Here is a 22,446-nt window from a genome sequence, read left to right on the forward strand (position 1 = left end):
TTCTGTCTTTTCTCTTCCATACCCTTTGCACAGCTTGTATGAAACGCACGATCCATTCCTTTTTCCTAGCCTTTACAGACTTGCGCTATTTGATCCGATATAATGGAGAAATATGTGATGGAAAGGAAGATTTGTTTATGCATACACCCTCTCCTTTAAAAAAAGGCAGCCATCTTCGTGTCATTGCTCCAAGCCGAAGTGCCAGCATTTTATCAAAAGAAGGAATCGCTCAAGCAAAAAAGCGTTTAGAGATGTTAGGTTTCACTGTTTCATTTGGACAGCACGCATTTGAATGTGATCTTCATTCCTCTTCATCTATTGAACACCGCTTGTCTGATTTGCATAAGGCGTTCACAGATGAAGAAGTCGACGGTATTTTGACTGCCATTGGAGGCTTCAATTGCAATGAACTTTTGCCTTACATTGATTACGACTTGATTCGTCAGCATCCTAAAGTTCTTTGCGGCTACAGTGATATTACCGCACTCGCAAGTGCTATTACTGCCAAATGTGAGATGGTGACATACTCTGGACCCCATTTCTCCAGCTTTCAAATGGAGCAGGGACAAGAGGAGCAGACCGCTATGTTTCAAGCCTGCTTGATGAATGGCAGTGAGTCTTTTGATGTGACCCCTTCGACAAAGTGGAGTGATGATGCGTGGTATCTTGATCAAGCGAACAGACAGTTTCATCCGACGAAATGGGGAATATATCAGGAAGGAACAGCCGAAGGCACCTTGTATGGAGGGAACCTTTGTACACTGAACTTACTGCAAGGGACAACGTTTATGCCTCATCTGAAGGATACCATCTTATTTGTGGAGGATGATGAGTTGATTTTCCCTGAAATGTTTGCCAGAGACCTCACATCCCTCTTGCAGCAGGCAGAATCAATTAAAGGGTTGATCATCGGACGCTTTCAGAAGAAATCCAAGATGACAAAGGAACATTTAAAGTTCATTTTAGATAAACACCCAATGCTCAAACACATTCCCGTGATCTACGATGTCGATATCGGACATACGCAGCCGGTTTTCACCTTACCGATTGGCGGAAGCGTTCAGTTAGCGTGTGAAAATGGAGACGTGAAGCTGCGCATTCATTCATAACTAATAAAGGCAAAAAAGCACCCGAATATGTGGTGCTTTTTTCTATGCCACCATCTTTTTTAAAATTTTTTTAGAAAAAGTGATCCAACCCTCCATCCCCTTCGTTAAGTAGATGTAAAAAGAAAAGAGAGGAGGCAAAAATATGTTCTCTGATGTACTTAGCCAATTATTCGATTCTATCTCTAACATGATTAATACACTTGGATAATCCCATTAACGCACACATACTACATGCTTGCCGAAGGGAGGATACAATCTATGTTTTCTGATGTACTTAGCCAATTATTTGATTCTATTTCTAATATTATTAATACGCTTGGGTAATGTTCAACTTCTCCGCTGTCCTTAAAAGATAGCGGGTTTTTTTATATCAAAAAGCCCCACTCCTATAGTAGAGCGGGGCTTTTTTGTATTACATCTTTTCCGGAGCCGATACACCGATTAGTTTTAATGCATTCGCCAGCGTAATTTGTGTTGCTTTCATAAGTGAAAGACGTGCTGTTGTTTTTGTTTCATTTTCTACATCAATGACCTTCTCGGCATTGTAGAAGCTGTGAAGGGCTGATGCAAGGTCATAAATATAGTTCGTCACGCGGTGCGGAATACGCTTTTCAGCTGCTTCTGCTACAACTTCTGGGAAGCTGCCAATGATTTTGAGAAGATCGTATTCTTTTTCCGATTGAATGTGAGAGAAATCTGCTTTTTCAAGGTTTGGCTCGTAGCCTTTTTCTTCACCTTGACGCAGCATGCTGCAAATTCTCGCATGGGCATATTGTGCGTAGTACACAGGGTTTTCGTTAGACGTAGAAATCGCTAAGTCTAGGTCAAAGTCCATATGTGTCGCCGCACTTCTCATCGCGAAGAAATAACGAGTGGCATCTAGGCCTACTTCTTCAATCAGATCACGCATGGTGACGGCTTTTCCTGTACGCTTACTCATCTTCATCTTTTCACCGTTTTTGTAAAGGTGAACGAGCTGAATGATTTCTACTTCAAGCTTGCCAGCAGGATATCCAAGTGCTTGGATCGCCGCCTTCATTCGAGGGATATAGCCATGATGGTCCGCTCCCCAAATGTTAATGAGTTGATCAAAGCCTCTGTCTAGCTTGTCTTTATGATATGCGATATCTGGAAGCAAGTAAGTGAAGCTGCCGTCTTTTTTAATGAGCACACGGTCCTTGTCATCACCAAAATCAGTTGAACGCAGCCACGTTGCGCCATCTTCTTCAAAGACATAGCCTTTAGCGCGAAGGGTTTCCAGCGCTGGTTCGATTTTTCCGTTTTCATATAAAGACGTTTCTGAATACCATACATCAAATGGGACACGGAAATTCTCAAGGTCTACGCGTAATTTCTCTAATTCGTATTTTAAGCCGTATTCACGGAAGAACTTCATACGCTCTTCTTCTGGCTCATGCACGAAACGGTCACCAAATTCATCTGCCAGCTTTTGCCCGATGCCTTTGATGTCTTCTCCTCTATAGCCGTCTTCAGGCATCTCTTTTTCAAGACCGAGTGCCTCAAAGTAACGTACTTCTACAGATAAAGCGAGGTTATTGATCTGATTTCCTGCATCGTTGATATAGTATTCACGGCTCACCTCGAAGCCTGCTTTATCAAGGATGTTGCAAAGAGAATCACCTACAGCTGCTCCGCGGGCATGTCCAAGGTGAAGGTCACCTGTCGGGTTGGCTGAGACGAATTCAACTTGCACCTTTTGGCCGCCGCCTGTATTCGTTTCACCATATGCCTCTTTTGCTTCAAGGACAGCTGGGATCAGCTTTGTTAAATACTGATTGTTCATATAAAAGTTAATAAATCCTGGACCTGCGATATCCAGTTTTTCAATAGATGCTTTCCCTTTATCAAACGCTTTGACAATGTCCTCTGCGATTTGACGAGGTGCTTTTTTTGCAATGCGGGCAAGCTGCATCGCCATGTTCGTGGAGTAATCACCGTGAGTTTTGTCTTTCGGCACTTCTAAAAGGACATCTGGTACCTGGCTTTCATCAGCAAGTCCTGCTTTGACGACTGCCGCGATAATTTCTTCTTTTAACGCATCTTTGACCTGTTCTGCGATATTCATGAACGTAAATCCTCCTTATACGAAATCGATAATGTATGTAAATGCTTTTGATCTTCCCCTGTCAGCATATCGTACGTAATGTGCAGCAGTCCCTTGTCCACATCGAGATCAATGCCATGTGTGTGTACATCAAGCTGTAGTGTACCGAATGGCATCGTGTAATGTGTAATAGTCGTTTCTCCGATGAGAAAGCGCTGCTTCATTTGAATGGCCCCTGATCTCATGACAAAAATTTCTTTTTCACTCATTTTCACAACGGTTTTTACTTGACCCATTTCATGTTCTTCATGGTAAGTGAGATACGTTTTGTCATTCTTTTCTTGATACGTTCCAGTCGTGCGGAATTCAATCGTTTCAGCCGGCTCCGTCTCTGGTTTCATCACTGACTTTACATGAATTGAAATTTGGTTTTGTGTCATTTTGCACTTCCTTTGCTAAGACCCGTTTAACTAAAATAGTATACCATATTCATGATCGCCTATCATACCATCATTTCTCTTCTTCACGGTGATTAAACTTCGTTTTCGATCTTACGCCATCCCTTTAGAAAAAAAGAAACAGGAAACTCACTAATACCACCAATCCAGCCTTTACGCCCCTGTCTTTTCTTTTGATGAAATAAAAAAGAGCTTGTACGCCTGAACTTGTCAAAAATGCCTGAAAAAAATCAAATGGCACGATCTGCGACTGCTTAAATACCACCTGCATGAATAACGCAATGGCTGTCAGATAGAAAAAGCCTCGATCCTGAAACAGCCCCAACATCTCTTCCTTTGCTTCCTTTTTCGAAGCAAAAACAGGCGGCTCAGCTGCGAGCTCTCGTTTCAGTGTGAGAAAGCCTGCCCCTAACACACATAAAGCGAGAAGCACCATCAATATTGACGAAAACATGAGCTGCCTCCTTTATTTTTTGACCAATGTAAAAAAAAGAGCTTGTCCATATGAGATGACAAGCTCCTCTATCAAGTTATTATTTCACAAATCCAAGAAGCATTTCGCGTAAAAGCTTGCTCGCTGTATTCGCTGTTTGGTCGGAATGATCGTATACAGGTGCTACCTCTACAAGGTCTGCACCAACTACTTGAACCTCAGATCCTGCAATGGCATGAATGGAAGCAAGCAGCTCTTTTGATGTAATACCGCCAGCATCCACCGTGCCTGTACCAGGTGCATGAGCTGGGTCGAGTACATCAATGTCGATCGTCACATAAACTGGACGCCCCTTCAGCTTTGGCAATACTTGCTTCAACGGCTCCAGCACTTCAAATTTAGAAATATGCATGCCCGCTTCTTTTGCCCATTCAAATTCTTCCTTCATCCCAGAACGAATCCCAAAAGAGAATACATTTTCAGGTCCAATGAGTCCTGCTACTTTACGAATCGGTGTTGAATGAGACAGCGGCTCACCCTCGTATTCCTCACGAAGATCCGTATGTGCGTCCATATGGATAATCGCCAAATCAGGATATTTCTTATGCATCGCGCGGAAAACAGGCCAAGACACAAGATGCTCGCCTCCCATTCCTAATGGAAACTTCCCTTTTTCTAAAATGCTGTCGACATACTCTTCAATTAAGTCTAAGCTTTTCTGTGCATTTCCAAAAGGAAGCGGTATGTCACCGGCATCAAAGAATGGTACCTCGTGCAGCTCACGATCTAAATAAGGGCTGTATTCCTCTAATCCAATCGACACTTCGCGAATACGGTTTGGGCCAAAACGTGAGCCTGGTCTATAACTGACGGTCCAATCCATCGGCATCCCGTATAAAATGACTTTTGCATCTTCCCATGTCGGATGACTTCCAATAAACACTTTTCCTGAATAAGCCTCGTCGAATCTCATGCAAGATTCCTCCTTTTACGCTTCAAAAAATGCGCAAACTGTCATTTGCGCATTTCCACTTCGCTTGATTTATTTGATTAAGTCGCTTACAAATTTCGGCAGAACGAATGCCGCTTTGTGCAATTCTTTTGTGTAATATTTCGTGTCAATATCAAAGAAACGGCTGTCTTCTACAGCAAGTGGATCATATTTTTTTGAACCGATGGTAAATGTCCAAAGACCACTTGGATACGTTGGAATATTTGCTGTGTAAAGCTTCGTGATTGGGAAAATCTCTTTCACATCACGCTGTACATTTGTAATCAGCTCAGGTGTGAACCAAGGGTTGTCCGTTTGTGCCACGAAAATACCGTCTTCTTTGAGTGCTTTTGAAATCCCTGCGTAAAAGCCTTTAGAGAACAGGTTCACAGCTGGCCCAACTGGTTCTGTTGAATCCACCATGATGACATCATACTCATTGTCAGCTTCAGCAATATGCATAAAGCCATCTCCGACTTTGACATCTACACGAGGATCGTCTAGTTTTCCAGCAATCGAAGGAAGGAATTTCTTCGAGTATTCAATGACTTTGCCATCAATATCAACAAGTGTCGCTTTTTTCACACTTGGATGCTTCAGGATTTCACGAATGACACCGCCGTCTCCTCCGCCTACGACAAGAACATTTTCCGGGTTTGGATGAGTAAAAAGAGGAACATGTGCCACCATTTCGTGGTATACAAACTCATCTTTCTCAGATGTCATCACCATACCGTCTAAAAACAGCATATTGCCAAACTCTTCTGTTTCCACCATTTCTAAATGCTGAAAATCTGTTTGTTCTGTATGAAGGGTTTTGTTCACCTTCAATGTAATACCAAAATTCTTCGTTTGCTTCTCTGTATACCAAAGTTCGCTCATTGTCCATCTTCCTCTCATCCAATAATAAACAAACATCTATTGTTAGCGCCTTTATCGGCTATGACTATATCGATTGTCCAAGAAAAAAGTATAGTGGATTCATATCAAATTGTAAAGAACCGCATGAGTTCTCTTCAATTTTCATGCATGCTCTTGCAATCATTTGTTTAAAACGGTTTTCTTTGTTCCATACTGATAAAAAACCGTCAAAATGGGGGCTTTGCATGGACACAATCATGAGTAATAAAAAAATCCGCATGACCGTGAAAACGATTCGAGCCTGTTTTTTTATTGGCTTGCTCGCTTTTCTATTTGCAGGCACTGTCTTTTTGACGATTCTTTTAATAGCCAAATGGCAAGGTGCCCCCTCTGTTCAAGTTCCCCAATCTACGACGATTTATGCAGCCGATGGTTCAAAGCTTGGAGAATCCAGCTTTGGAGAAAAGAGATATTGGGTGCCCTTAAAGGACATGTCACCTCATATCAGACAGGCAGCTGTAGCTGTTGAGGATAAAACCTTTTATGAGCATCATGGCTTTGATGTGAAACGGATGGCGGGTGCTGCAGTGGCGGATATTCGTGCTATGGCTAAGGTACAAGGCGCCAGCACGATCACCCAGCAATATGCACGAAATCTGTATTTAGATCATGATAAAACGTGGAAGCGGAAGTGGAATGAAGCCTTTTACACGATCCGCTTAGAGCAAAACTATACAAAAGATGAGATTTTAGAAGGATACTTGAACACCATTTATTATGGTCACGGAGCTTACGGCGTGGAAGCGGCGTCCCGTCTGTATTTCGGGAAAAAAGCGAAGAATTTGACCCTCGCTGAATCTGCCTTACTTGCCGGTATCCCAAAGGGCCCTTCTCTCTACTCCCCTTATGTGAATGAAGAGAAAGCCGGCGCAAGAAAGAATATGATTTTGAGACACATGCAAGAGGACGGCATGATTACGAAAAAGGCAGCTGCTGAAGCCGCGAAAGAAAAACTGTCCTATCGCCCTTTGCAGAAGAAGCAGCTGCAAGCAAAGCAAGCCCCGTATTTTTATGATGATGTGATTCGTGAGTTGAAACAAAGCTTGGGGTTAACTGAGGAACAGATCGAAACTTATGGTCTTCATATCCAAACGACTTTAAATCCAGAGTTACAGAAAATGGCTGAGAAAACGTTACAAAACACAATCTATTCGAAATCAGACATCCAAATCGGCTTTACTGCTATCCATCCCCAAACAGGTCATGTACTCGCCCTCATCGGAGGAAGAGATTATGAGAAAAGTCCATTCAACCGGGTCACACAAGCGAAAAGACAGCCCGGTTCAACAATGAAGCCTCTTCTCTATTACATTGCCTTGCAAAATGGGTTTACACCAGCAACCGTCATGCGAAGTGAAGAAACGGTTTTTGAGCTCGATGATCAAGGAAGCGGTGCTGCTTATTCACCAAGCAATTATCATGGCTATTACGCCAATGACGGCATTACCATGCTTCAAGCCTTGGCGCTGTCTGATAATATTTATGCTGTGAAAACCCATCTTTTTTTAGGAATGGAGCAGCTCGTACGTGCCGGCAAAACATTCGGCATCAACGAAAAACTAGATCAAGTGCCGTCACTTGCCCTAGGCACGTCCCCTGTCAAACCAATTGAAATGACCAATGCTTACGCCATGCTTGTCAATGGCGGAAAACGAGTCAAACCCACCTTTATTACAAAAGTAACGGATGCAAAAGGTAACGTGCTTTTTGAAGAAAAACAAAAACGAGAGCAAGTCTTAGATGAAAAGGCAGCCTTTGTCACCACCGACATGATGTCAGGAATGTTCAATGATCAGTTAAACGGCTATACGAGTGTCACTGGCCGCACCATTATGAAGGATCTCACGCGAACATACGGAGGGAAATCGGGAACGACAGGAGCCGACAGCTGGATGATCGGCTTCTCTCCCCAGCTCGTCACAGGTGTGTGGACGGGCTATGATAAAGGGCGTACCATTGACTCGGTCGAAGAAACAGCTTATGCAAAAAAGATATGGGCATCCTTTATGGAATCAGCCCTCTCCAAACAGCCAGCGTCCTCCTTCATGCCGCCAGACGGTGTAAAAGGTGTGTATATCAATCCAAAAACCGGCGATCTCGCGGGTCCAGGATGTGAATCAAAGGTATTCACCTATTTTATAGAAGGAACGGAGCCGACAGGTGTGTGCTACGGTGCTGAGGATAAATCTTCTGAGGAAGATCCGGTTCAAGATCAAAGGCCAAAGAAATGGTGGGAAAAGTGGCTGAAACGTTAAAAAAAGACATGAAAAACCCCGAGATTTGCATCTCGGGATTCTCCATGTCCTAGCTTTAACACCAGTTTACTCAAAAATCAGCTGGAATTGGTAGCAATTCACCATTCTTCACAAAAATTTCACAATTATTCAGGGACAGCCAATCCTTCTTTTAATTCTTCTGTAGATGCTTCCCATAGTGCTTCATTATGACTCTTCAAGAAATCAGCCAGTACCTTTTTCGATACATCATCCATATGACTGACGACGATTTTTCGCTTCATTGATTTATCCATTAAATTCACATGCTCTGGAAGCGACTTATACCCGCGGCGGATTGAACGGTCGACGGTCATTTCGCAAGCCGTCACACCCGCATAATAAGGACCTACTTCTCTACGGTCAATGGTTACCCATACGAGCCAATACGGCTTTCCGTTCGGTACCTCTTCTTTGCTTTTCAAGAATTTAATCCCTTTTTCCACGGCACTTCTTGCATGCATTGCACCAATATCAATGACAGCTTCCTTTTCCTCTACATCAATGATCACTGGCGAAATGTTATCTAGGCTGAGTGCACCCGCACCAAAGCCTCCGTGTCCGTCAGTTGCGTCTGTTTTTTTAATGATATTAAAACCAATTGGTTTCTTCTTTTTACCTTCCATTCATTAAACCTCCTAAAGCAGCGGCTTCAAAATAAGATTAAACCAGTATATGATTTGATCCCGCATTCCGATCAATGGACCAAAAATAAACTGTCCTAGCGGCGTTATCACGAATATGAGAAAAATAATGATCCCATATTGTTCGAATTGCGTCATTTTCGCACGGATATGGGGACTGACGACGTCCTCAATAATACGATACCCATCCAGCGGCGGAATTGGCAATAGGTTAAATAGGAACAAAATGACGTTCAAGTTTATAAAGATTCGGAAGAAATAATCCACTCCAGGCTCAAAGCGCATGAGCGACTCCCCGCCAAATTTCTGAAGAAGCACGTACACGAAACAGCCTAGAAACGCCAACACCAAGTTACTTAAAGGACCAGCAATCGAGACACAGATTCCTGCTAAGCGCGGGTTTTTAAAATGGTATCGATTCACCGGCACAGGCCTCGCCCAGCCAAAACCAGCGACAAAGATCAAAATCGTCCCAAATACATCAAGATGCTTCAGTGGATTTAATGTGAGTCTCCCTTGGTTCTTAGCTGTCGGGTCTCCGAAACGATACGCAACATATGCATGCGCCAGCTCGTGCATCGTAAATGCAACAACAAGCGTAATGGCGACATATGGAATCAGTTCTAATGGATACACAAGAAATTGGTTCAAAGGCATGAATCCCTCTTTCTTTCTATACAATGATTTACTTCATTCAGTATACTATAAGAAGTCCCTTAAACTAAAGGGAAGCGTAGCATTAAAGGAAAAAGGAGGTTTTTGCATTGCCGATTGTCACCGTACAAATGCTTGAAGGAAGAACAGACGAGCAGAAACGAGCTCTTGTGGAGAAAGTCACTGATGCTGTTGTTGAAACAACAGGCGCAGGTGCAGAAAAAGTCTCTGTCATTATTGAAGAAATGAAAAAAGAACACTATGCCGTAGCAGGAAAACGCATGAGCGACCTGTAAGCATATAAAAGACGTCTCTTTTTCTAAAGAGACGTCTTTTATATGCTTGCTAAATGAATTCAAACAAAATTAGAGTTGTATCCAGTTATTAACCCTCTCTATATAAACTCAATCTGTTTTGTTTAGAATAGATCATTATTAAATTCGTATTCACGTAAAGATTGTGAGGCTAAAAATTATTTTCTTGTGCCAATTATTTTCAAAACACTTGTTGTAGCCAAAGTCGAACAAAAAATAATAATTAACTTGCCTACAACAATTTGATGACTACCTGTAGATACGACAACTATTATGACAGCGATTGATATCATTAATAATAAGATAAATAATTTCTTCATTTATATGACCCCTATTTAGTCAATGTTAATAAGTCTATTATCTTGGATGAGATGTACTTTTTGACAAAATCAATAATTATTGTTTGTGAATGAATATTTTTGAAACACAATAAAATTTAATCATAGTTTACTTAAAATAACAAGAAAAAAATTACTATTTTCATATAAAATACTATTTATGTATTTAACTAGTATTCGTAAATTATTGTGTAACTTTTACATTGCTAGAAGACATCTTTATTTTTTAATTTCTATTAACTACGAAAACAAAGGGCCAGAATAAAAACCCTTCTAACCCTTTGCAAATAATTTAAAATACAAGTGTTTACTTAAATCAGTTTATTTAATTCCTGTGAATCACTCTTTTTAATTTTTACCCTATCTGTACCACGCTTTGTTACGGTTCACTTGATTTTTATGAGCCGCATCAAAGAAATCGACTGTGTAGGAATAATCATAGTTCATTAGGCAGACAATGCCGCTGCCTTGAGGGTCATGCGGTAAGCCAAAGTTATGACCATATTCATGCGTAGCCGCTTTTGCGGTGTTCGCTGTTCCTTGATCAAGGTTAACGGCGAATGCACTTCCGCTCGGTGCACTATTGTATACATAAGCGATTCCGCCTGCATCAAAGTTTGGATTTGCTGTAAATCCAGTGACAAAATCGTATCCTCTGCCATCAAAGCTGCGCTGAAGGTTGGACAGAATTTGCGATGAATTTGATCCAGAAGATGTCCAAGATCCTACTGCTTGTACGACAAAGTCCACATCATGATCACGGTTAAAGGTCACGTCCGCTTGCTCGATGATGCTGACAATTCGCGTCTGCCAGTCACTATATTTCGCACGATACTGTGCATCTGCTACAGCATAGACCGTTACTTTTTGACTGCCTGTACTTGCCTTTGTTGAAATAGAATCCCCTGTATTCGCCTTAAAGGTTCTAGAGCCCACCTGCTTACCAGACTCATCTAATACCTTTGTTGTCACATCTCGTTCAATTGGAGGTGCTTTCGTCAAATCTTTAAAATCGTTTGCCTTTGGCAACCCCTCACTAATATGTGTTTCGAATGGCGCATGACCATGATCATGCCCATGACCAGCACTCGCGACTGGTGCTGAAGCTGAACTTACTCCCGGTAACAAACTACCTACCAATAAAAATGACAAAAAGACTGAACGCTTTTTCATTCCTATCCCTCCTTTGATTTTCACAAAGTTATATATTCACTGAAAATTCACCATTTTCCTTCTATTCAGTCAAAAACAGGAAATTAGATGCACGAGAAGAAAGTCGGAATATGTCATATTCACTAATTTTCTGAATCGTTCAGTACACATTTCATTGAAAATTAGCGCTTTTGTTCCAGGTCTTACAAAATAAAAAAAGCCCTAAATACTGGGCTTTTGTGAAACTAGTTCAATTTCTTCAATTGATCAATATAAGCAAGAGCATCCTCAAATTCTTCGTCCGTATAGCGCTGCTTGCTTTTAATGGTGAAGACCTTTTCCTTTACCTCATCTTCTGGCAGATCATCAAAGTATAAAATCGTAGAGACGAGCTCTAGAAAACGTGACGACTGCTCGTTCATCTGCTGCGTCAGCACTTTGAGGTCAGGCATGTCCACTTCACACTGATCGAGAAACTCTTTCCCATTGTCCGTCAGCGAATAGCGATATTGATAGTATCCGCCTTTTTTTTCCTTCATTTCGTCCAAGAATCCAAGGTTGCACAGCTCTTCAATTCTGAGCGTCAACTCCTCTGAATAGGGGCCATAAAAGTGAAAATCGTATTTCTCGTAAAAAGGCAAATCTAGCTTTTTTGCTATGTAAATCATCTTTTGCAGCTTCTTCCGTCCAACGATTTCCCCAGATTCAGAGAATACCTTCATCAACTTTGCATGCTCTTTCAACAAATTCCCGACATCTCCTTTTTCAGTACTTCCTTATCCCAATCCAAGCAGCTTCATGATCGCCTTCTTTTCTTCAGCTTTTTCCGACATATCTACAATTAAGTCCATCGGGAAATAAAGTTTATGATCGGTTCTTCGTTTACCGGAAATGGCATCAACAATATCTGACTGTCTCGACAGCTCTTTAATATGACCGCTTTGCGTCAAAAGGTGGATCGGCAGTCTCTCTTCTTCCTCCCCTGGTCTGTAGAAATCGTAGGGTAAGTCAGAAGAAGAGTCGACGACTAAATAATAGTCAGGATCAATGCCTGCCTCCTTGAACAAGGCGGTCAGCTTGAAATATTTCGTCATTTCTTCATTCGGATTAAACTCTGTATATTGGAACAATCGGCGGTTCATAAAACGGCGGCACAAATCAGCCAGCACGTGATCTTCTTCATCTTCCCACGCCTGAAAATAAAATAAGACAATGGATTCATCCAGTTTAATATAGTCCTCTGTGGTGACATTCCCCTCAAAAATCGAATAAAAATGAACAGGGGCATGTGTGAAAATATAGCCCGTTTCATGCAGCTCTTTTGCACGATGGAGAATTTTCGTTAAAATGACTTCCGCACTGCGTGTCACTGGGTGGAAATAGACTTGCCAGTACATTTGATAGCGGCTCATAATATAATCCTCGACCGCATGCATCCCGCTCTGCTTCATCACAATCTGATCTTCTCTAGGACGCATTACGCGCAAAATACGCTCCATATCAAAATGGCCATAGCTGACGCCTGTATAGTAGGCATCACGCTGCAAATAGTCCATACGGTCGGCATCAATTTGACTTGAGATCAAACTGACCACCTGTTTGTTTTGATACGTTTTGGCAATAACTTCTGCCACATGCTTCGGGAAATCATCACTCACCCGGCGAAGCACTTCATTGACTTCCGTCTGCCCTAAAATAATATCTCTTGTAAACGATTCATGATCTAAGTGGAAGACCTTTTCAAAGGAATGAGAAAATGGTCCATGTCCGAGGTCATGAAGCAAGGCCGCACTCAGGACAAGCTCGCGTTCTCCCTCATCCCATTCCGGCCGTCCTTTGAAAACATCATCTACAATCCGTCTCACAATCTCGTATACACCGAGTGAATGATTGAAACGGCTGTGTTCTGCACCATGAAACGTTAAGTAAGTGGTTCCTAGCTGTTTAATTCGGCGCAGGCGCTGAAATTCTCTTGTTCCTATTAAATCCCATATTAATGCGTCCCGTACGTGAACATAACGGTGCACAGGATCTTTAAATACCTTTTCCTCAGATAATTTCCCTTTTGGATACGCCATCGTTTCGTCCCTCTTTTTTTAAGACGTGTTTCTATTATATCGGGTAACTTTTCCCGAAAACATCCTTGAATTTGCTCGTGAATGTGTTCTCAAAGATAGCACGGACGTAAAAAGCCCGACCTGACAGGGACGGACCTCTTTTTAGGTCGACTGAACACATTCAGTGACATTTATTTGACTTTTTTTTGAACCTTTTCGAGTAACTCATCTTCTGTTGGTGCGGATAATGGGCGATTGTTCACAAACGCAAAAGCCTTTTTTCGTCCTGGACCACAATAGGATTGACAGCCGATTTCAATTTTTGCATCAGGGTCAACCGATTTGAGTCGAGGCAACAACGTCTTTAGGTTCGTCGCATCGCAATCGTCACATACGCGAAACTCATTAGCCATGGTCTTACGCTTCCTTTCAATGATGAACTTCATTTTATATAAAACAGTTGGACAACCAAGAGTCATAATATACCACCCAACATTGTACATCGAAGCGGCTGGACTTGCAAGACGCATGATAATCGCTGAGACGCGCTCATATAAAAGCTAGTATTTTCCACTATCCTTTTAGCAAACTTGTATAAACCTTCTTGAATTTGGCTAATCTAATACCATCAAATCATATGGGGGTTTAAACATGTCAAAACAAAGACAAGATGCTTGGTCAGAGGAAGATGATCTTCTTTTGGCAGAAACCGTCTTACGTCACGTGAGAGAGGGCAGCACACAGCTGAATGCGTTTGAAGAAGTAGGAGACAAGCTAAATCGCACCTCAGCGGCATGCGGTTTTAGATGGAATGCTGTTGTAAGGCATCAATATGAAAAAGCGCTAGCCCTTGCCAAAAAACAAAGAAAACAACGGATGCGTGCTCTTGGCAATGGCCAGCCTGCAAAGAAACGATTACTCTATCAGCCGCAAGTAGAAGAAACAGTCACGCAAGAGGAATTCTCACAGGAGCTGGAACCAGCGCAGGAAGAAACGTTTGCACCAGCATCTGAAACAGCCGAGCAGCTCCAGTTTGTAGACCAAAGCTACAATGAAGAGTTAGCTAGTTTATCACATTTATTGTCACAGGCTTCACATGTCGTAGAGAAAAAGCCAGAAGCCAATCCTTTTAGGCAGCAACAGGAGTTAACCATTGAAGATGTCATTCATTTCTTGCGCCGCTATGAAGGCGATGGACAGCAATCCTCTGCATTACGCATGGAAAACAGCCGGTTAAAACAAGAAAATAACGAACTTTCACATAAAGTCACGCAGCTAGAAGCAGAAGTGAAAAAGCTTGAGAAGGATCAGCTCACGATTCAAGAAGATTATGAAACACTCGTCAAAATCATGAACCGTGCAAGAAAACTAGTTTTGTTTGAAGAGGATGACACTGCCGCTCCAACCTTTAAAATGGACCGAAACGGCAACCTCGAAAAAATGGCAGAATAACAAAAAGTGCTCCCCATCTGCGGGAAGCACTTTTTTAAATGTCCAAAAATAGCATCACACTAAAAAGGACATTCATCAAAAAGACGAACATAAAAATAAACCTGACTTGTCTCACCTGAAAATCACCAAATATAAAAATATAAAGACCTGCGATGCCAAGTGTCAGGACAGGTTGAAGAAACGGCACGAAAAGCGAAATGCCGTAGCCGGCTCCTATGATGACAGGAAGCCATAGTAAATAGAGGTAACTGCCGTTTTTGGATTTCACCGGAATCCTCCTTTTCTATTTGGCTGACCAAACAAACCAAATCATTTCCACAATCTATCTAACTGATTTGAATAAAAATCAATGGCCTTTCGATAACTCAAAATACCAGGATCATTTGTCGTCTCAGTTAAACAGTTCAGTAATATCTCCATCGCTTTGCTATGTTCGTTTAAATTATACAACGTCATGGCATAAAACGTTTGAATGGCTTTATTATGCGGATAAGCTTCCATCGCATGGAGGAATACCTGTTTTGACTTTTCATATTCCCCTAAGGTTCTGTATGTACTTCCTAATCCTAGTAAAGCATCTTCTCTTTCTTCTGAAGACAAACCTAGTTCAAGGGCCCTCTCATAAAAAAAGACAGCTTGTTTTTCCTTCCCTAACACATCATAACTCCAAGCACATTGATAGTGAATGGAGGCATGATCTGGATACTCTTCTACAAGACGGAAGAGCATGTCATTGGATTCTTGAAGATGTCCACTTTCTCGAAGTTCAATAGCTTTCAGAAGTTTCGTTTCCATTACATCACCCTTATTTTTAAGATGGAACGATGTGTTTACGAGAACACTTTCTCATTCCGCTCAATCATCCGCGTCATGTTTTTCTCAAAATCTAGCTGTTCCTCGGTGGTCAGTCCTGAAGCTGTCAGTTGTTCGCTCAGCTTTTGTAGTTCTTCTAGTAAAAGACGCATGAGAAGCGCACAGTCAATTGGTTCTCCAGTTAATTCTGATAGGGACGCCATCGTATCAGGCTGTATATCAGGGAATACGGCTTTCACCTCATGTCGTTTATCCTTTAAGGCCGCCTCATAAAAACGGCGAATCAAATCAGCTCGTTCCCGCCCGCTTCCATCTGCACACAAATAAATTTGCACAGCGACTCCACCGCGTAATCTACGCTGAGAAATGCCTGCAAATTTCTTTCCATTGATGCTGAGATCATAACTGCCCGGACAATAAGAGCCGACAATCTCATAAGCTTCAATGTCCACCTCATACTTAGACAGCATCCGGCGGACCAATTCCACCATCGCATCATACCCGCGGTCAATATCAATGCCCTTCTTTTGTTCCGCAAAGATTAAAGACACATTCAGTACGCCTTCATCCAGCACAACAGCAAGACCGCCTGAATTGCGTACAATGACGCGATAGCCCTCTTCTTCGAGGAGCTTTACACCATCTTGGAGAAATGGAAGTCTTGTATCCTGAATCCCAAGCACAATTGTATTGTGATGCACCCAAGAACGCGCTGTCGCTGGTGAGAGTCCCTTCCCGACCGACGCACAAAGCGTATCATCCATCGCAAAGGATTGCTTTGGGTCCACATAAAGGCCGAGGCTCGATTGATCTATGATTCGCCATTTCGGCTGTGTCAGTAACTCAATAGGTTCATTTTTCATGTCCTGCATATCCTCTCGTTCATAAACTGTGTTTATTATAACATGGGATGAATGGAGGGAGAATCGGAGAGAGCATCAAAAAAGCTCCATGACATTTAACGTCACAGAGCGTTCAGTTGGATGATTCAGTTTTGCTTTTCAATGATTCATGCATTTCAATGCTGTGATCATTCAATGATACATCCCCCACTCACCCACTCCAGCAAGTCTTCAGTGACCAATTCTGCATGCTGAGGGTCCATCACACCAGCGTCTACAACCCATACCTTTTTCTCATCCTCAGCCAAACGCATGAGAAATACTTGTCCGCCGCCATCGTCGCCAATGGCTACATAGCCGCATGCATACCGCTGAACCTCCCACGTTGCATTGCGTTCCGTAAAGTCCTCAGTGCCGTACAGTAGGACATCGCCTCCAACGGAACATCCATTTGTCTGTTTGAGTAAGGTCTTATTAACCTCGGGCAGTACCATGTTTAGTTGGGATTCTGCCTTTTTGATTTGTTTGTCACTTGCTGATTCGTTCAGGTGATTGTTTGGGTTTTGAAGGAAATTGATCATGTTTGAGAGCCTCCTATACTTTTAAGACTTCACCTTCTACTAATAAATATCTAATCGTTTGCAATTAAAACTTATAAAATCGCCTTCATTTATATCTCCTGGTATATTGTAATCCAGTTCTAATAAAAGTCCGCCTACTCTCACCTTTTCATCACGCTTATCAATTAATTGTCCTAAGAAACTATAACTAAAATGATCATCTAATTTTTCAATTCTAAACTCTGACAATTCAGCTTTCACTAAGTCTGAGACATCTAAACAATAAATAGGCTCTAATAGTTCATTTCCTTCATGGTAATTTAATGGTTGAGCAAAACACATTATTTCCAGTTCGCCATCTGTTACAATCACTTCAGCTTCTGAGGCTTCTTGTGAAATCCAGTTTATTTTTCTTATTTTCAATATGATCACCCTTTTTACTTCTTTGTTTTTATACCTAAACTTGGCGCTTTTTTAGAAAGTTCTTTAACCGATTTTATATGAAATGTGGTAATATTCCCTGTTTTTCTATCAAGCCCCACAAATCCATATTTTGCGCTTCCTTTTCCACCAATAAGTCTCACATATCCATTCAATTCTGGTACATATCGTCCCTTATGAATAACATGATTTGCATCTTTAAGGTAATTTTTTATATTGTATTGGTTTTTACCCATTGCATCCATTATCTCTTTACTATGCTTTTCATAATGAATAATAGCTTGATCACCTTTAAATTTAATCAGATCATCAGCACCTGTAGTCGTCTTCTTAACCCTCTTAGCTACTTTCTCCCCTTTAAGCATCTTAAAAACATATTTCCCCACTTTCGCAACTTTTGCGCCAGGTATCATGTACAACCCCGATACCAAACGATCCATATCCACGACTTTATCACCTGTTACTGGGTCTCTTCCTGTAATCGCTCGAATCGCGTCGTTTATTCCTGTAAATTCAACCGCTGTATTTAAGATATTTGGGGGTTGATCGCCTGTTTTTACATCAGAAATCGATTTAACGCTCTCAATCGTTACTTTGTTTTTTTCTGATATTCGTAACCGATACAGCATTCCGTCTCGCATGACCTCAACCGTTTTGGCATTTTCGAAGTTGATCTTTTTGTACTCATTGATATCATATACTTCTCCATTTAAGGTCACGGTTGTTTGATTGATTTTACTAGACGGCGTTTCCCGAACAACCGTCTCCACATTCGTCCGTTCTTTCTCTCTCAGTCTCTTCAGCATGATCATCATCGGGTTGTCTTTCGGGTCGTCTATTTTGTCATTCAATCCACCGATGGTGCTGCTTATTTTTTCTTCTTTTCCATTTTTGAAAATAGATCCTTTTTGATAGGTGGTGATGTCGATTTTTGGGCCGGTGAACATGGTACTTAAGGTATGTATGTATTGCTTCATTGTTTGAAGAGAGCTTGTGGTTTCATGTAAAGCGCTTGTCTGCTCTCTGTCAAATGCATGAAGCAGACCAATGGTTCTTGATGTCTCAAGCCATGCCTTTTGATAGTTTTGCTGAAACACTGATTCGTCTACATTTGGTAAATGAACAATATGACCAACTCTGCCAATGGCGTGGTTTACATCCGTTACAATCTCGGATATCATTCGTTCAGCTTTTTTTAAACCTTGATCAAGTTCGTGTTCAATAAATGCTTGTGATATAAAGCCATGCCCGTTTGATTCTAGTGCATGAAGCGCCTGCTTTGTGTTTTTCAGCGCAGTGCTGTATTCCTCAATGACGACCTGAAAGAATTGCAGGAAGGGAATATGACATTCTGTATAAAAGGAGCGGATGGCTTGTCCCGCCTCTCCCTTTAGTGCGCCATCAAGTGAGATGATGTGATGGATTTGTTTTTCTATGGAGCTGATTTGTTGTGATTGCTGCTTTAATGTATTCAGCGTTTGGTCAATTCCGTTTATTAGCGCAAAAGCGTCAAGGGTTTTCATTGCGTTCTCCTTTATTTTCTTTTACTGCTGGAGGCAAGCGCCTTGTCCGTTTCGATCATGGTGTTCACCGCTTGTTCTGTTTGTACAAGCTGTTTCTGAAGAATGCCTATGTAGGATGTACTTAATTCGTTCAATTGTTGATTGATTTTTTCTAATGTGTCTGCTACTAGGAGCTGGTTTCTCCCTTTGATGGATGTTGGAAGTTTTGCATTCATTTGAGCGCCTGATTGTTTAGTATGTTGTAACACTTGTTTGATTTCACTGGCATCTATTTTGATTTCTCTACTCATGTGACTTCCCTCTTTTTTCTTCCAGTTGTTTCTGCTTTTCTTTCTCTATTTTTCTTTCAACAGAATGGATTTCATGTTCTAACGAATGAATTTCTGATTTTAAGTCACTGATTTTCTCATCAATTCGATTCACTAGATTGGTCAGCTGTACACCTTTAATCTCTTGACTGGCGGATGCCATCTCGTCTCGAATGTCATCAAACGTATCTGCAAGATGGCCAAACCATGTATGTGATGTCAGATCTGGATAAGTCATTTTCTTGTTAGCATCTGCCAGAGCCGATTTTGCTTCTTTTATTTCTTTTCGACACATCTTGAGTTCTATGATTTGTTCTTTTTTTATGGATATGTCTGCCTTTAACGAGTACAAGGCTGTTGTATAACCGATGATAGCTCCAGACATCGTCAAACACCTCTATTCCTCAAATAGTCCTCCGTTATGTTACCATTTCCTAGCACAAGAGGCATATGATTGAAAACAAATTCACCGAAAAATGAATCGTAGGTATTGGGTTTTTATACCTATTTCACATGCACAAAAAAAGCTGAATTCACCAACTGAATCCAGCTTTTGACGCTTATTTGACCGAATCACCAGCTGATGCTGATGGTTGATCGCTAAATGACGTGTCTTTCTTGTCAGGAATATAATGAAGAGAGAAACCGATAAGACTAAAAAAAGCGCTTAACACAAGTGTGGGATTTTTGAATAGGTTCGTACTTGCTATGATCAAATCTCCATTTTGCAAGAGAATCCCTAGAATTTGACCGAATACCAGCATGGTACCTGACGTTAAAAAAAGGACAAGCAGCACTTTAAATAAAAATTCCATCAATGCTCTCATGTGTTTCTCCTTTCTATACTGGAAGTATGCCCATTCCAATGAGCCACCCAATTCCTACAATCGGCAGCATATAGTAAAGAATGAGCGGTATAAATGTTTTCTCCGGCCGGGCTCCTGCAAGACCAGAAGCGATGAAAATTGACCCTGATGCAGGCGGGGAAGCGCCTTCTGTTGATGAAAAGGCAAGAATGGCGACAACAGCGGCAACTGGATCTACTCCGACTGAGATTAAAGCTGAAAATGAGACAAGCCCAACAGCTGTTAATGTAGCAGTTGAAGATAATGGTCCAGCCACCAGCGTGACAAGAACACCAACAATGAGCACCATGAGCCACTTCGGAATGGCAAGTACTGATGTGATGTGTGTCAAATCTTCTGCGAGTCCTAATTCAGCAAGCACCTGACTAGCAGCAACAGCAAACAGCATCAAGGCACCGATCGTTGTAAACTTAGGAATGGCCGACTTGAAAAACTGAGGCCAATCTAAAGCAGACGCCTTTTTTCTTCCAATTGTTAAGCTAATCAGCATCATGAGAATCGGAATCCACGTAATTAAAGAAATTTGATCCATTGCCTCTGGTCCAATGTTTGGATTACTTTTTAAGTAGTTTGCCAGCGGACCAATTGTGATCATGATAGGGATCAAGGCACCGAAAAAAATAAAAATCGATTTCCACCCTTGTTTCACAGCTTCTCTAAAGGGGACAATATCATCTGGCGGCATCGCTTGAATTTTATTTTTTCTCACCAGAATATACACAAGAATAAATCGGTATACGACTTGATACAGTCCACCTATTAAAAGAGCAATATATAAATCACCTTCAGAGACAAGGGCTGCAACTGGTGCAAAGCCGAGCATGATAAACATGGAAGAGTTCGGAGGCAGCGCGGCTCCAAGTCCGCCATTCCCGGCTAGAATCGTGGCCGTATGGGTTCGGCTCCATCCTGATTTAATCATCCAAGAAGCCGTAATAGAGCCAGTGGCAGCTGTGTTTGCAGAATTCGAACCTGATAGAGCGCCTAGGACTGCTGAACCTAACGTACTCATATAAGCCGCTCCCCCAGGAAGCTTGCCGACTACCGAATTCAAGATGCGCAGGAGTGCGTGAATTAATTCCAGCTTCTCGATTAAATAAGCCATGAATACAAACGCAACGGCTGCATAAAGCACCTCATATGTGGATGCAAATATTAAACCATCCCAGAACAGTCTAAGCGCATCCATTCCGCCAAACAAAGTGGTTGCAATAAAGCCTAACAGCATGGCTTCTCCCATATTTCGTTTCACGATGACATTCCATATAATGATGACGGCTATGAATACAATCAATGCAATAAAACCCATGTCGTTTCTTCGCCTCCCTTTCAATTAATAAAGCGCTTACAAAAATCACCCTTGCTGCATCACATCAATGACTTCTTCCCAGCTGGCTGGTTTTTCCCCATTAAACCGTTCAACGAATTGAAAATCTGCTAATCTCTCTAGCTTCTGTTGTGCTGCCCGGGACATGCTCGCATCAATATGAGCTGAATCCAGCATTTCAATAGAGCCAAGTAGTTCGACCGCTCGTCTTTTTGCATGCAATGCACTTCCTGTCACAAGACGATTCATTGTCTCTACAAAACTTTTGCTATCCATCGTTTCGCTTAGTGAAGAAATCACTTGATCTTCTACATTATATTTTTTGGAAATTTCCAAAAATTCAATAAGTAAACCGACGATTCCTTTCATATAAATGCTTCTTATTAGCTTTAAGGCTGAAGCATCTCCTGGCTGATCACTGATTTTTGTAATATTCATACCGTATTCTTTCGTTAATTCAATGAATCGATCTGTTCCACTTCCGCTTGCCGTGATTGGAACCTTATGTTTGTTAACTGGGAGAGATCCTAGCATGGCGGCATCTACAAATAGAGCTTCTTGCTTTTTAATTTCGTCTGCTACTTGTTTTTTGATGTCTGGAGTTGATGCCGACACATCCACATATACTTGATTTTTTTTCAAACTTCCTAATACAGATTGAGCCACTTCTAAGGTTTTATTCGCTGGCACAGCCGCAATGACAATGTCAGATTTCTCAATGACCTCACTCACATTACTTATTAATTCGACGCCTGTACGAGCTGCTTTTTCTTTCATTGTTCCAGCCAGTTTCTCATTTTGTAATAGTACATCATACGCATAAAAATGATCTAATCCTTCTGTTTTCAACCCCGTTGACAGCTCATATGCCGCTTCTCCATAACCGATAAAGCCTATCTTCATCA

27 protein-coding genes are annotated in these 22,446 nt (G+C 41.6%); 4 read left to right on the top strand and 23 right to left on the bottom strand.

The genetic code is table 11. From position 1 onward, the window contains the following. Positions 1 to 137 precede the first annotated feature (137 nt). Positions 138 to 1,109 carry a S66 family peptidase gene (locus ACQYAC_RS11350; protein WP_429943309.1) on the top strand — a complete coding sequence of 324 codons (972 nt, stop codon included), beginning with the start codon at positions 138 to 140 and terminating at the stop codon, positions 1,107 to 1,109. A 412-nt stretch (positions 1,110 to 1,521) separates the two neighbouring features. Here the strand turns inward: ACQYAC_RS11350 and argS are convergent, their stop codons facing one another. The 5 genes from argS to speE all read right to left on the bottom strand — a co-directional run bounded on the left by argS (position 1,522) and on the right by speE (position 5,938). Further along, positions 1,522 to 3,195 carry an arginine--tRNA ligase gene (gene argS / locus ACQYAC_RS11355; protein WP_058013447.1) on the bottom strand — a complete coding sequence of 558 codons (1,674 nt, stop codon included), beginning with the start codon at positions 3,193 to 3,195 and terminating at the stop codon, positions 1,522 to 1,524. Beyond that, complete coding sequence (locus ACQYAC_RS11360; protein WP_058013446.1) at positions 3,192 to 3,614, bottom strand: DUF1934 domain-containing protein; 423 nt, start codon at positions 3,612 to 3,614, stop codon at positions 3,192 to 3,194. Before ACQYAC_RS11360 ends, argS begins: the two co-directional genes overlap by 4 nt. A gap of 124 nt (positions 3,615 to 3,738) precedes the next feature. After that, the gene (locus ACQYAC_RS11365) at positions 3,739 to 4,086 is read right to left on the bottom strand and encodes a hypothetical protein (protein ID WP_268466891.1); all 348 of its coding nucleotides are present in this window, start codon (positions 4,084 to 4,086) and stop codon (positions 3,739 to 3,741) included. Between the two features lie 79 nt (positions 4,087 to 4,165). Next, positions 4,166 to 5,038 (bottom strand): agmatinase, encoded by an 873-nt coding sequence (gene speB / locus ACQYAC_RS11370; RefSeq protein ID WP_003214818.1) that lies wholly within the window; start codon positions 5,036 to 5,038, stop codon positions 4,166 to 4,168. A 69-nt stretch (positions 5,039 to 5,107) separates the two neighbouring features. After that, entirely contained in the window at positions 5,108 to 5,938 is an 831-nt protein-coding gene (gene speE, locus ACQYAC_RS11375; protein ID WP_003214614.1) for a spermidine synthase, read from the bottom strand. Positions 5,939 to 6,162: 224 nt separating this feature from the next. Between speE and ACQYAC_RS11380 the strand changes: the two genes are divergently transcribed. Next, positions 6,163 to 8,232, top strand: a complete 2,070-nt coding sequence (locus tag ACQYAC_RS11380; protein WP_429943310.1) for a transglycosylase domain-containing protein — start codon at positions 6,163 to 6,165, stop codon at positions 8,230 to 8,232. Positions 8,233 to 8,357: 125 nt separating this feature from the next. On the opposite strand, the gene ACQYAC_RS11385 is transcribed toward ACQYAC_RS11380, so the two are convergent. After that, on the bottom strand, positions 8,358 to 8,876 hold the full coding sequence (locus ACQYAC_RS11385) for a YwhD family protein (protein WP_058013442.1): 519 nt from the start codon (positions 8,874 to 8,876) through the stop codon (positions 8,358 to 8,360). A gap of 12 nt (positions 8,877 to 8,888) precedes the next feature. Beyond that, on the bottom strand, positions 8,889 to 9,551 hold the full coding sequence (locus tag ACQYAC_RS11390; RefSeq protein ID WP_429943311.1) for a site-2 protease family protein: 663 nt from the start codon (positions 9,549 to 9,551) through the stop codon (positions 8,889 to 8,891). A gap of 107 nt (positions 9,552 to 9,658) precedes the next feature. On the opposite strand from ACQYAC_RS11390, the gene ACQYAC_RS11395 reads away from it, so the two are divergent. Then, on the top strand, positions 9,659 to 9,844 hold the full coding sequence (locus ACQYAC_RS11395) for a 2-hydroxymuconate tautomerase (protein WP_003214939.1): 186 nt from the start codon (positions 9,659 to 9,661) through the stop codon (positions 9,842 to 9,844). A 176-nt stretch (positions 9,845 to 10,020) separates the two neighbouring features. Here ACQYAC_RS11395 and ACQYAC_RS11400 read toward each other — a convergent pair whose 3' ends face one another. The 5 genes from ACQYAC_RS11400 to ACQYAC_RS11420 all read right to left on the bottom strand — a co-directional run bounded on the left by ACQYAC_RS11400 (position 10,021) and on the right by ACQYAC_RS11420 (position 13,822). Further along, the gene (locus ACQYAC_RS11400) at positions 10,021 to 10,182 is read right to left on the bottom strand and encodes a hypothetical protein (RefSeq protein ID WP_155114466.1); all 162 of its coding nucleotides are present in this window, start codon (positions 10,180 to 10,182) and stop codon (positions 10,021 to 10,023) included. A gap of 378 nt (positions 10,183 to 10,560) precedes the next feature. Next, on the bottom strand, positions 10,561 to 11,373 hold the full coding sequence (locus ACQYAC_RS11405) for a zinc-dependent metalloprotease (RefSeq protein WP_061409891.1): 813 nt from the start codon (positions 11,371 to 11,373) through the stop codon (positions 10,561 to 10,563). 224 nt (positions 11,374 to 11,597) lie between these two features. Beyond that, a complete protein-coding gene (locus tag ACQYAC_RS11410; RefSeq protein WP_058013439.1) occupies positions 11,598 to 12,098 on the bottom strand; it encodes a YwgA family protein in 501 nt (166 codons plus the stop codon). A gap of 30 nt (positions 12,099 to 12,128) precedes the next feature. After that, entirely contained in the window at positions 12,129 to 13,430 is a 1,302-nt protein-coding gene (locus tag ACQYAC_RS11415) for an HD domain-containing protein (RefSeq protein WP_007497716.1), read from the bottom strand. A 170-nt stretch (positions 13,431 to 13,600) separates the two neighbouring features. After that, positions 13,601 to 13,822 carry a DUF1450 domain-containing protein gene (locus tag ACQYAC_RS11420; protein WP_003215259.1) on the bottom strand — a complete coding sequence of 74 codons (222 nt, stop codon included), beginning with the start codon at positions 13,820 to 13,822 and terminating at the stop codon, positions 13,601 to 13,603. Between the two features lie 238 nt (positions 13,823 to 14,060). Here ACQYAC_RS11420 and ACQYAC_RS11425 point away from each other — a divergent pair, with 238 nt between their 5' ends. Next, positions 14,061 to 14,861 (top strand): RsfA family transcriptional regulator, encoded by an 801-nt coding sequence (locus tag ACQYAC_RS11425; RefSeq protein WP_058013438.1) that lies wholly within the window; start codon positions 14,061 to 14,063, stop codon positions 14,859 to 14,861. Positions 14,862 to 14,895: 34 nt separating this feature from the next. On the opposite strand, the gene ACQYAC_RS11430 is transcribed toward ACQYAC_RS11425, so the two are convergent. The 11 genes from ACQYAC_RS11430 to ACQYAC_RS11480 form a co-directional block, all read right to left on the bottom strand. Next, entirely contained in the window at positions 14,896 to 15,129 is a 234-nt protein-coding gene (locus ACQYAC_RS11430; protein ID WP_429943312.1) for a DUF5970 family protein, read from the bottom strand. 41 nt (positions 15,130 to 15,170) lie between these two features. Next, positions 15,171 to 15,656: a tetratricopeptide repeat protein gene (locus tag ACQYAC_RS11435; RefSeq protein ID WP_410581359.1), complete on the bottom strand. Its 486-nt coding sequence runs from the start codon at positions 15,654 to 15,656 to the stop codon at positions 15,171 to 15,173. A 35-nt stretch (positions 15,657 to 15,691) separates the two neighbouring features. Beyond that, positions 15,692 to 16,537, bottom strand: coding sequence for a lipoate--protein ligase family protein (locus ACQYAC_RS11440; RefSeq protein WP_429943313.1), 846 nt, complete (start codon positions 16,535 to 16,537; stop codon positions 15,692 to 15,694). A 167-nt stretch (positions 16,538 to 16,704) separates the two neighbouring features. Beyond that, a complete protein-coding gene (locus ACQYAC_RS11445; RefSeq protein WP_429943314.1) occupies positions 16,705 to 17,097 on the bottom strand; it encodes an SMI1/KNR4 family protein in 393 nt (130 codons plus the stop codon). A gap of 39 nt (positions 17,098 to 17,136) precedes the next feature. After that, positions 17,137 to 17,499 carry a hypothetical protein gene (locus tag ACQYAC_RS11450; RefSeq protein ID WP_429943315.1) on the bottom strand — a complete coding sequence of 121 codons (363 nt, stop codon included), beginning with the start codon at positions 17,497 to 17,499 and terminating at the stop codon, positions 17,137 to 17,139. 14 nt (positions 17,500 to 17,513) lie between these two features. Beyond that, on the bottom strand, positions 17,514 to 19,040 hold the full coding sequence (locus tag ACQYAC_RS11455) for a T7SS effector LXG polymorphic toxin (RefSeq protein ID WP_429943316.1): 1,527 nt from the start codon (positions 19,038 to 19,040) through the stop codon (positions 17,514 to 17,516). 11 nt (positions 19,041 to 19,051) lie between these two features. After that, positions 19,052 to 19,330 carry a YwqI/YxiC family protein gene (locus ACQYAC_RS11460; RefSeq protein ID WP_058013433.1) on the bottom strand — a complete coding sequence of 93 codons (279 nt, stop codon included), beginning with the start codon at positions 19,328 to 19,330 and terminating at the stop codon, positions 19,052 to 19,054. Continuing rightward, positions 19,323 to 19,733 carry a YwqH-like family protein gene (locus ACQYAC_RS11465; RefSeq protein WP_058013432.1) on the bottom strand — a complete coding sequence of 137 codons (411 nt, stop codon included), beginning with the start codon at positions 19,731 to 19,733 and terminating at the stop codon, positions 19,323 to 19,325. The genes ACQYAC_RS11460 and ACQYAC_RS11465 overlap by 8 nt, the downstream gene beginning before the upstream one ends. Before the next feature lie 175 nt (positions 19,734 to 19,908). After that, positions 19,909 to 20,175, bottom strand: a complete 267-nt coding sequence (locus tag ACQYAC_RS11470; protein ID WP_058013431.1) for a hypothetical protein — start codon at positions 20,173 to 20,175, stop codon at positions 19,909 to 19,911. A gap of 13 nt (positions 20,176 to 20,188) precedes the next feature. Next, positions 20,189 to 21,523, bottom strand: a complete 1,335-nt coding sequence (locus ACQYAC_RS11475; protein WP_429943317.1) for a TRAP transporter large permease subunit — start codon at positions 21,521 to 21,523, stop codon at positions 20,189 to 20,191. A 45-nt stretch (positions 21,524 to 21,568) separates the two neighbouring features. Continuing rightward, complete coding sequence (locus ACQYAC_RS11480) at positions 21,569 to 22,444, bottom strand: prephenate dehydrogenase/arogenate dehydrogenase family protein (RefSeq protein WP_058013429.1); 876 nt, start codon at positions 22,442 to 22,444, stop codon at positions 21,569 to 21,571. Positions 22,445 to 22,446 lie beyond the last annotated feature (2 nt).

Origin of the sequence: Bacillus sp. MM09(2025), assembly GCF_050496725.1 — a bacterium.
GTDB classification, from domain to species: Bacteria; Bacillota; Bacilli; order Bacillales; family Bacillaceae; genus Bacillus; species Bacillus pumilus.